7 protein-coding genes, 5 tRNA genes and 1 pseudogene are annotated in these 9,453 nt (G+C 71.9%); 5 read left to right on the top strand and 8 right to left on the bottom strand.

The window, feature by feature from the left end:
* Positions 1–267: IclR family transcriptional regulator domain-containing protein (locus tag ACZ3YO_RS39660; protein WP_465555540.1), on the top strand; the 267-nt coding region annotated here is incomplete at its 5' end.
* A gap of 113 nt (positions 268–380) precedes the next feature.
* Here ACZ3YO_RS39660 and ACZ3YO_RS39655 read toward each other — a convergent pair.
* From ACZ3YO_RS39655 to ACZ3YO_RS39620, 8 genes are all read right to left on the bottom strand, one after another.
* Positions 381–455 (bottom strand) — tRNA-Gln (locus ACZ3YO_RS39655).
* A 60-nt stretch (positions 456–515) separates the two neighbouring features.
* Positions 516–591 (bottom strand) — tRNA-Glu (locus ACZ3YO_RS39650).
* Between the two features lie 26 nt (positions 592–617).
* Positions 618–690, bottom strand: a tRNA-Glu gene (locus ACZ3YO_RS39645).
* A 27-nt stretch (positions 691–717) separates the two neighbouring features.
* Positions 718–790, bottom strand: a tRNA-Glu gene (locus ACZ3YO_RS39640).
* A gap of 40 nt (positions 791–830) precedes the next feature.
* A tRNA-Gln gene (locus ACZ3YO_RS39635) sits at positions 831–902 on the bottom strand.
* A 210-nt stretch (positions 903–1,112) separates the two neighbouring features.
* Positions 1,113–2,612 (bottom strand): glutamate--tRNA ligase, encoded by a 1,500-nt coding sequence (gltX, locus tag ACZ3YO_RS39630; RefSeq protein ID WP_465579128.1) that lies wholly within the window; start codon positions 2,610–2,612, stop codon positions 1,113–1,115.
* Positions 2,605–3,405: a fumarylacetoacetate hydrolase family protein gene (locus ACZ3YO_RS39625; protein ID WP_465554394.1), complete on the bottom strand. Its 801-nt coding sequence runs from the start codon at positions 3,403–3,405 to the stop codon at positions 2,605–2,607. Before ACZ3YO_RS39625 ends, gltX begins: the two co-directional genes overlap by 8 nt.
* 308 nt (positions 3,406–3,713) lie before the next feature.
* Positions 3,714–3,938, bottom strand: a complete 225-nt coding sequence (locus ACZ3YO_RS39620; protein ID WP_465554392.1) for a hypothetical protein — start codon at positions 3,936–3,938, stop codon at positions 3,714–3,716.
* Between the two features lie 629 nt (positions 3,939–4,567).
* Between ACZ3YO_RS39620 and ACZ3YO_RS39615 the strand changes: the two genes are divergently transcribed.
* The 4 genes and pseudogenes from ACZ3YO_RS39615 to ACZ3YO_RS39600 all read left to right on the top strand — a co-directional run.
* Positions 4,568–8,329: a sensor histidine kinase gene (locus tag ACZ3YO_RS39615; RefSeq protein ID WP_465579125.1), complete on the top strand. Its 3,762-nt coding sequence runs from the start codon at positions 4,568–4,570 to the stop codon at positions 8,327–8,329.
* 10 nt (positions 8,330–8,339) lie between these two features.
* Positions 8,340–8,753, top strand: a complete 414-nt coding sequence (locus tag ACZ3YO_RS39610; protein ID WP_097236138.1) for a roadblock/LC7 domain-containing protein — start codon at positions 8,340–8,342, stop codon at positions 8,751–8,753.
* A gap of 160 nt (positions 8,754–8,913) precedes the next feature.
* Positions 8,914–9,339 carry a DUF742 domain-containing protein gene (locus tag ACZ3YO_RS39605; protein ID WP_360510186.1) on the top strand — a complete coding sequence of 142 codons (426 nt, stop codon included), beginning with the start codon at positions 8,914–8,916 and terminating at the stop codon, positions 9,337–9,339.
* Positions 9,320–9,453 (top strand): annotated as a pseudogene (locus ACZ3YO_RS39600) (ATP-binding protein); the annotation flags it as partial. The gene ACZ3YO_RS39605 and the pseudogene ACZ3YO_RS39600, both read left to right, overlap by 20 nt.

Below are 9,453 nucleotides of genomic sequence, written 5' to 3'. Positions count from 1 at the left end.
CGGCTCCACCGCGGCCTCCAGGGCGCCCGCTTCACCGCCACCGCGCTGAGCGGCGTCCGCCGCCGCGGCTGGGCCCAGTCGATCGGCGAGCGCGAGCCGGGCGTGGCCTCGGTCTCCGCGCCCGTGCGCGGCCCCTCCAACCGCGTGGTGGCCGCCGTTTCCGTCTCCGGCCCGATCGAGCGCCTGACCCGCCACCCGGGCCGGCTGCACGCCCAGGCCATCATCGAGGCCGCCAACCGTCTGACCGAGGCCCTGCGCCGCGGCTGACCACTCCCCCGCCGACAACGGAAAGGGCCCCCACACCGGAGTGTGCGGGGCCCTTTCGGCAATGTCCCGGGAAATGCAAAAAAGCCCCGGTGGCCGGGGCTTCATTCTCTATCTGGCTGGGGTACCAGGACTCGAACCTAGACTAAATGAACCAGAATCACTCGTGCTGCCAATTACACCATACCCCAACAAAGCAATCGGCCGATGGGCGTTCCTTCGAGGAGGACACAGCCACCGGCTTCGTGCTCTGGTACCCCCGACCGGATTCGAACCGGCGCTACTGCCGTGAGAGGGCAGCGTGCTAGGCCGCTACACAACGGGGGCTTCCTGGCGATCCCTTGCGGGATCAGTACCCCCGACCGGATTCGAACCGGCGCTACTGCCGTGAGAGGGCAGCGTGCTAGGCCGCTACACAACGGGGGCTTTCCAGGTGATCCCTTGCGGGATCAGTACCCCCGACCGGATTCGAACCGGCGCTACTGCCGTGAGAGGGCAGCGTGCTAGGCCGCTACACAACGGGGGCTTGATCTTCATTTGTACTGCTGGGTACTGCTTGTACTGCGCTGGGGTACCAGGACTCGAACCTAGACTAAATGAACCAGAATCACTCGTGCTGCCAATTACACCATACCCCACCAGAGTTGAACCCTTGCGGGCCCTTCTCAGGCGTTGCGCCTCTCGTTCGGAACCGGCGGGGGTTTCGCTCCCTCGTCCGTTCCCTCCCGGGCGGCGCAGAAAGAACATTACCCGACGTCTGCCCCGGCTCCAAAATCGATAACCCCAGGCAGCGGCCGGGGCGGCTGCGGGCCAGGTCGGAACCGGGCCCGCAGCCGCCCGCGCGGGGCTCAGGCAGCCGGGACGGCGGCCAGCGCGGAGGTCAGCCGGCGCAGCGTCTCGGGGCGGCCGAGCAGCTCCATCGACTCGAACAGCGGCGGGGAGACCCGGCGGCCGGTGACGGCCACCCGCAGCGGTGTGAAGGCGAACTTGGGCTTGATGCCCAGGCCCTCCACCAGCGCCTCGCGCAGCGCGGCCTGGATCGGCTCCGGGGTGAAGTCCTCCAGCGCCTCCAGCGCCTTGACGCTGGCCTCCAGCACCGGGCGGGCGTCGGCGTTGAGCACCTTGGCCGCGTCGTCCGGGTCGAGCGTGAAGTCGGCCGGGTCGACGAAGAGGAAGCCGGCCATGTTCACGATCTCGCTCAGCACGACCATCCGCTCCTGGGTGAGCGGGGCCACCTTGGCCAGCAGCTCCAGCTGCTCGGCGGTCGGCTCGGCCGGCAGCAGGCCGGGGGCCTGCAGGTACGGCACCAGACGCCGGACGAAGTCCTCCGGCGCCAGCTTGCGCAGGTGCTCGGCGTTGATGTGCTCGCACTTCTTGAGGTCGAAGCGGGCCGGGTTGGCGTTGACGTCGGCGATGTCGAACGCCGCGACCAGCTGCTCGACGCTGAAGATGTCGTCGTCCGCCGAGAGCGACCAGCCCAGCAGCGACAGGTAGTTGAGCAGGCCCTCGCGGATGAAGCCGCGCTCGCGGTACAGGTTGAGCGAGGCCTGCGGGTCGCGCTTGGAGAGCTTCTTGTTGCCCTCGCCCATCACGTACGGCAGGTGGCCGAAGCGCGGGGTGCTGCCGTCGCCGACACCGATCTCGGCGAGCGCCGCGTAGAGCGCGATCTGTCGCGGGGTCGAGGAGAGCAGGTCCTCGCCGCGGAGCACGTGGGTGATGCCCATCAGGGCGTCGTCCACCGGGTTGACCAGGGTGTACAGCGGCGCGCCGTTGGCCCGGACGATGCCGTAGTCGGGCACGTTCTCCGGCTCGAAGGTGAGCGTGCCGCGCACCAGGTCGTCGAACGAGATCGTGCGGTCGGGCATCCGGAACCGCAGGATCGGCTCGCGCTTCTCCAGCTTGTAGACGGCGATCTGGTCGTCCGTCAGCTCGCGGCAGTGGCCGTCGTAGCCGGAGGGCTTGCCGGCCGCGCGGGCGGCCTCGCGGCGGGCGTCCAGCTCCTCGGTGGAGCAGTAGCAGTGGTACGCGTGGCCGGCCTCGTGCAGGCGGCGGGCGACGTCGGCGTAGATGTCCATCCGCTGCGACTGGCGGTACGGCTCGTGCGGGCCGCCGATCTCCGGGCCCTCGTCCCAGTCGAAGCCGAGCCAGCGCATGGCGTCGAGCAGCTGGTCGTACGACTCCTCGGAGTCGCGGGCGGAGTCGGTGTCCTCGATCCGGAAGACCATCGTGCCGCCGTTGTGGCGGGCGAAGGCCCAGTTGAAGAGGGCGGTGCGGACCAGGCCCACGTGCGGGTTCCCGGTCGGGGAGGGACAGAAGCGAACCCGAACGGACGGGTCAGTGTTAGCCACGCTTGATCACCTTGTTGGTGAGAGTGCCGATGCCTTCGATGGAGACGGCGACCTCGTCGCCGACGTTGAGCGGGCCCACCCCAGCGGGTGTGCCGGTGAGGATGACGTCGCCGGGCAGCAGCGTCATGGCCTCGGAGATGTGGACGATCAGCTCGGCGACCGAGCGGACCATCAGGGAGGTGCGGCCGGTCTGCCGCAGCTCGCCGTTGACCGTGCAGGTGACGGCCAGGTCGGCCGGGTCGAGGTCGGTCTCGATCCACGGGCCGAGCGGGCAGGCGGTGTCGAAGCCCTTGGCCCGGGCCCACTGGCCCTCGCGCTGCTGGATGTCGCGAGCGGTGACGTCGTTGGCGCAGGTGTAGCCGAGGATCACCTCGGGCACCCGGTCCAGCGGGACCTCGCGGCACATCCGGCCGATCACCACGGCCAGTTCGGCCTCGTGGTGGACGTCCGAGGAGAACGGCGGGTAGGCGATCGCCTCGGTCGGGCCGATCACCGAGGTGGACGGCTTGAAGAAGGTGAGCGGAACGTCCGGGACGGCATTGCCCAGCTCGGCCGCGTGGGCGGCGTAGTTGCGGCCGACCGCGACGATCTTGTTGGGCAGCATCGGGCTGAGCAGCCGGACGTCCTGGAACCGGTAGCTCTCACCGGTGGGCTGGGGCTGCCCGAACGGGTGGCCGGCCAGGGCGTGGACGACCAGAGACTCGGGCTGGGCCGGGTCGCCCTCGACCACTCCGAAGGAGACGCTGCCGGCGGCAGGGCTCCCTTCCCGGACGGAAAACCTGGCAATGCGCACGGCTGGGCTACCCCTCGCTTCGTCGGCCGCCCGGGGCGCGCCCGGGCGCTGGTGGGCGCCGCGCCCTCGGGCCCGGCCCCGCTCAATCGTCGACCAGGCTATCGCGCGGGCCCCCCTCCGGCCGCTTTGCCCCTGTTCGGCGGGGTTGCGCCCGACTCGGGCGCGCGCCGGGTCCGGGACGGCCCGGCCCCGGGCGCCGGGCGCCGGGCCGGAGCGGGCGGATCACGGCGAAGGGCGCCGGAGCCGCCCGGTGGGGGCGGCCCCGGCGCCCTTCGCGGAGCGCGGGTGGCTCGGTCCTGCGGCGTCGCTCAGTCCTGCGGGACGGCGACCACGGGGGCGACCATCAGCTTGGTGCGGCGCGGGTTGGCGGTGTTGGCCGGCAGCTCGGTGGCGTAGGTCACCACGTCCTCGGACCTGCGGGCACCCGGGATCTTGCTGAAGTCCTCGACCGAGGCCAGCGTCGTCCGGCGCGGGTTCGCCGTGGAACGGCTGGTGAGCGTGGGCTCGGTGGCGGCCTTGTTCGCCTGGGACATCGCGTCAGCACCTCTGGGTCGTGGACGGCGTCTCGGCATGAACCGGCGCCGGCCTGAGTGATTCGGGGAGATTCTGGGCAGGCTGATCGGGGCCGTGCTCCGGAAGCAGCCAGATTACGGATCTCATTCCACAGGCACCGTGACCAAAGCTACACATTGACCTGTGATTTTGATCACAAATTGAGGAGCAATTCTCCTATATCCGACATATCGCTGCATCAGGTTTTACCGGCATAGCGGATATATCGGGCATTCCGGAAGGTCCGCTCGTCCAGTTGATCTCGGGTCGGCTTGGCATGTATCCGGCGAGTGTCCGAAAAAGGCCGTATTCCGGTCCTGTTACCGCACAGTCAGTGAAATCGCGCGCGCGGTCCGTAGTGTCGCCCGGCGCGCCCTGGCGGCCCTTGTTGGGATTCCCCGGCTGTGCTGGAATGCCACGGACCGTGGGTAGGGAGTAGTCCACCCCCGGCGACCCGCTCTCCCGGACCGGCCGGGGTGCGGATGGAAACTCGACACCGTCCAGGCCGTGGCGACGCGGCGGGACGCCCGGTCCAGAGGTTGCGACGCCAGTGCAGGGACGTTTCAAAAGGGGTAGCGGCGCCGCGGGTGACCCGGAGTCGCGTGAGCCCGTGGCAGCCCCGCAGCAGGTGGCGGCGCCCGGCGGGCCGGCCGAGCCGGCGCCCGATGCGGGCGGCCGCCCGGAGGACGACGGCCAGCAGGACCGCAAGTCGGCCCGGGACAAACTCCGCAAGACCCTCACCCGGCGGCGCGCCACCGGTATGAGCCGGCTGGCGATGCGCAACTGGCGGATTCGTACCCGCCTGATCGCCCTGCTCACGCTGCCCGTGCTGGTCGCGCTCGTCCTCGGTGGCCTGCGCATCCAGACCTCGCTCGAGGCCTCGCAGCAGCTCGCCCAGATGGCGAACCTCTCCGACCTGGCCAAGAAGGCGACCAACCTCGCCGACGCGCTGCAGAACGAGCGGGACATCAGCGCCGGCCCGATCACCGCGGACCCGCAGAAGCCGCTCGACGACGACATCGTCAGCGCCCGCAAGATCACCGACGACCTGAACCGCACCTTCACCGCGTCCTCGGACAAGTTCGAGAACCTCGAACTCTCCGGCGGCAAGGCGCTGCTCTTCCAGATCCGCCGCGACCTGAACTCGATCTCGGACGCCCGCGGCAACCCGTACCAGAACAACCAGAACATCCAGGCCACGATCACCGCCTACGACGTGATCATCCGAGACCTGCTGTCGATCTCCCAGGACATCGCGCTCGCGTCCAACAACAAGGACCTGGTCCGCGCGACCCGCGCGCTGCAGCAGTTCTCGCTGGCCAAGAACGCCACCTCGCAGCAGCGCGCACTGATCGCCGCCGCGCTCGCCAACCCGAAGCCCGACCTCAGCCTGAGCGACGAGTCCTTCGGCATCCGCCTGCGCACGTCCTACGACAACGCGCTCACCAGCTTCAACAACATCTACACCTCGCACGACCTGGACAACCTGCGCGGGCAGCTCAGCTACAACTCGGTGGTCGCCGACGCCGACCGCTACGCGCGCTCGATCCTCCAGCAGAGCGGTATCCACCAGACCGAGCCGGTCAGCTACAAGGACTGGTACGAGAAGATCAGCGCCAAGATCACGGCCGAGCGCCGGATCGAGGGCAAGCTGATCGAGGACCTCGACGGCAAGGCCCAGGACCTGCAGTCCCAGGCCGACACCGAGGCCCTGGTCATCGGTGCCGCCGTCGCGCTGGTGCTGCTCTTCGCCCTCGGCGGCGCCGCCGTCATCGCCCGCTCGATGGTGCGCTCGCTGACCCGTCTGCAGGCCGCGGCCGAGGACGTCGCCGAGCGGCGGCTGCCCGAGCTCGTCAAGACGCTCTCGGAGAGCGACCCGCACGACGTCGACGTCACCGTCGAGCCCGTCGCCGTCGACTCCACCGACGAGATCGGCCACGTGGCGCACGCCTTCGACATGGTGCACAGCGAGGCCGTCCGGCTCGCCGCCGAGCAGGCCCTCCTCCGCGGCAACATCAACGCGATGTTCACCAACCTCTCGCGCCGCAGCCAGGGCCTCATCCAGCGCCAGCTGTCGCTCATCTCCGAGCTGGAGAGCCGCGAGGCCGACCCGGACCAGCTGGCCAACCTCTTCAAGCTGGACCACCTCGCGACCCGTATGCGCCGCAACGGCGAAAACCTCCTCGTCCTCGCCGGTGAGGACCCGGGCCGCCGCTGGACCCGCCCCGTCCCGCTGGTCGACGTGCTCCGCGCCGCCGCCTCCGAGGTGGAGCAGTACGAGCGCATCGAGCTCGCCTCGGTGCCGTCGGCCGAGGTCGCCGGCCGCGTCGTCAACGACCTCGTCCACCTGCTCGCCGAGCTGCTGGAGAACGCCACCTCGTTCTCCAGCCCGCAGACCCGCGTCCGGGTCACCGGCCACGCCCTGCCGGACGGCCGGGTGCTGGTCGAGATCCACGACACCGGTATCGGCCTCAGCCCCGACGACCTCGCCGACATCAACGAGCGCCTCGCCAACCCGCCGACGGTGGACGTCTCGGTCTCCCGCCGCATGGGCCTCTTCGTGGTCGGCCGCCTGTCCCTGCGACACGGCATCCGCATCCAGCTCCGCCCCAGCGACTCCGGCGGCACCACCGCGCTGGTCATGCTCCCGGTGGACGTCACCAACTCGGCCGACCGCCGCGGCGCCGGCCGTCCCGGCCCGGCGCAGGCCAAGCAGCAGCGCGGGGTCGCCCCGACGCCGCGCCAGCAGCGCCAGGTGCCCGGCGGCCCGGCCGCCGGCCTCGGTGGCGGCCCGGCCGCGCTCGGCCAGGGTCCGGCGGGCGGTGCCCCGCAGGGCCGTCCGCAGCTCGGCCAGGGCGGTCCCGGCGGCCAGGGTGCCCAGGGCGGTCCCGGCGCGCCGGGCGGCCAGGGCGGGCGGGCCGGAGCCGGCCTGCCGACCCGCCAGGTCGGCCAGTCGCTGCGCGAGACCCCGCCGCAGGGGCGGCCGGGCCAGCAGGGCCAGCCCGCGCAGCAGAACCCGCAGGCACAGCAGAACCAGCAGGGCGGCCTCCCGCAGCGCGGCCCGGGCCGGCAGGGCCCGTCGCAGGGCGGCCCCGGCGGCCTGCCCCGCCGCGGCCAGCAGCAGCCCGGCGCGCCGCAGCCCGGTCCGGGCCGGCCCGCCGACGGCCGTCGCCCCGGCCAGGAGCGGCCGCGCCCCGGCGGGTCCGACGGTGGTCCGGGTGCCCGGACCGGCGAGCAGCCTCAGCACGGCTGGGCCGACCAGTCCGGCCGTCCGGGTGCGCCGCAGGGCGCCCGCCCGGGTCGGCCGCAGGAGGGCCTGCCGCAGCGCCGCCAGCCCGGCCAGGCCCCGCAGGGCCCGGGCGGCCAGGGCCCGCAGGGTCCGCAGGGTCCGCGCCGCCCGCAGCGCCCCGGTCCGGACAGGCCGCAGCAGGGCCGGCAGCCGCAGCTTCCGCCGCAGCAGGCCCAGCCCCAGCAGGCCCAGCCGCAGCAGATCCAGCCGCAGCCCCAGCCCCAGCCGCTGCCGTCGGCCGAGCCCTCGCCGATGGAGAGCACCGCGCAGTTCGCCCGGCCGCGCTTCGAGGCCAGCGAGATCGACCCGCGTGACCCGCTGGGCCTCGGTCTGGTCGAGCCGGTACTGCCGAACGTGCCGAACCCGGCCACCCGTCCGGAGCAGGTCCGACAGGAGCAGGTCCGCCAGGAACCCGCCCGCCAGGAGGCCTTCCGGCAGGAGCCGATGGCGCTGCCGACCGGTCCGTCCCAGGGCGGTGCGCCGGGCTTCGAGCCGGCGGAGCAGGCCTGGTACGCCGAGAACGGCCAGCAGGCCCAGGCCGCGCAGGCGGCCCGGCCGCAGCAGTACCAGCCGCGCCGGCCCGGGACCACCGCGCCCGGTGTCCAGGAGCAGGCACCGCAGGCCCGCCCGCAGCAGGCGCCGCAGGCCCCCCAGGGCCAGGCCCAGCCGCAGCAGGCCCCGCAGCCCGGCCAGGGCGGTCACCCCGGCCAGCCCGGCGAGGGCGACGCCCCGTGGCGCCCGTCCGCCAACGACGAGCGCTGGCGCCGGGCCGAGCAGGTCCGCGAGCCCTCGACCAACGGAGTCACCATGTCCGGCCTCCCCCGGCGGACCCCGCAGGCCAACCTGGTCTCCGGTACCGCAGAAGCGTCCCCGCTGACCGGTCCTCAGGTCTCCCGTGCCCCCGAGGAGGTGCGCGGCCGGCTGACCAACCTGCGCCGCGGCATCCAGCAGGGTCGCCGGGTCGGCGCCGAGCAGGCGTCCGGCCCGGGCAACCAGGGCGGCCAGCATGGTGCCCAGCAGCCCGGGTTCGATAGTTTCGGGGGCCGCACCGACGGCAACGGCGCAGATCATCAGGAGCGTTGAGTTGAATCAGATGAGCCAGGCCGCACAGAACCTGAACTGGCTGATCACCAATTTCGTGGACAACACCCCTGGGGTGTCGCACACGGTGGTGGTCTCCGCGGACGGCCTCCTGCTGTGCATGTCCGAAGGTTTCCCCCGCGACCGCGCCGACCAGCTCGCCGCCGTCGCCTCCGGCCTCACCTCCCTCACCTCCGGCGCCAGCCGGATCTTCGAGGGCGGCGAGGTCAACCAGACCGTCGTCGAGATGGAGCGCGGCTTCCTCTTCCTGATGGCCATCAGCGACGGCTCCGCCCTCGCCGTACTCGCATCCCCGGACTCCGACATCGGTCTGGTCGGCTACGAAATGGCCCTCCTCGTCGACCGCGCCGGCGCCGTCCTCACACCCGCACTCCGCGCAGAACTCCAGGGCAGTCTCCTGCACTGAGCGCCCTGAGCGGCCGACCCATCCGTCCCACCTCCCCGCCGGTCTGACCCGACCAGGCCCGGCGCCTCACCCTCAGCTACCCTCAGGCAGCTGATTTCGCCTCAGCTGGCATCGCCCCAGCTGGAACCGGCTGCCCAAGGCTGCAGCACAAGGAGGACCCATGACCCCGCCTTCGACACCCGCCGGCTCGTACGGCAGCGGGTACGGCAGCGGCTACGGCGGGCAGCAGTCCGACGGCTACGAGCAGCAGCCGCTGGTCCGCCCGTATGCGATGACCGGAGGCCGTACCCGGCCCCGGTACCAGCTCGCCATCGAGGCGCTGATCTCGACCACCGGCTCCGCCGAGCGGACCGGCGGCCTGCTGCCCGAGCATGCCCGGATCGTGAACCTCTGCCGTGAGGTCAAGTCCATCGCGGAGATCTCCGCACTGGCCGGCGTGCCGCTCGGTGTCGCCCGCATCCTCGTGGCCGACCTGGCCGAGGCCGGCCTCGTCGCCATCCACCAGCCCGCCGCCGCGGGCGAGTCGGGCGGAACGCCCGATGTCACGCTGCTCGAAAGGGTCCTCAGTGGACTTCGCAAGCTCTAACGGAGCCACCCGCGCCACGACCTCGGCGAAGATCGTCGTCGCAGGCGGTTTCGGTGTCGGCAAGACCACGCTCGTCGGCGCCGTCTCCGAGATCAACCCGCTGCGCACCGAAGC

The sequence above is a fragment of the Kitasatospora sp. NPDC022785 genome (genome assembly GCF_055561295.1).
This window is presented reverse-complemented; position numbering and strand designations above follow the sequence as displayed.

Excerpts from the sequence above, each read along its gene's own strand:
- ACZ3YO_RS39610 (WP_097236138.1), top strand. The coding sequence starts at position 8,340 with ATGAGCCAGGCCGCACAGAACCTGAACTGGCTGATCACCAATTTCGTG.
- ACZ3YO_RS39605 (WP_360510186.1), top strand. The coding sequence starts at position 8,914 with ATGACCCCGCCTTCGACACCCGCCGGCTCGTACGGCAGCGGGTACGGC.
- ACZ3YO_RS39620 (WP_465554392.1), bottom strand. The coding sequence starts at position 3,938 with ATGTCCCAGGCGAACAAGGCCGCCACCGAGCCCACGCTCACCAGCCGT.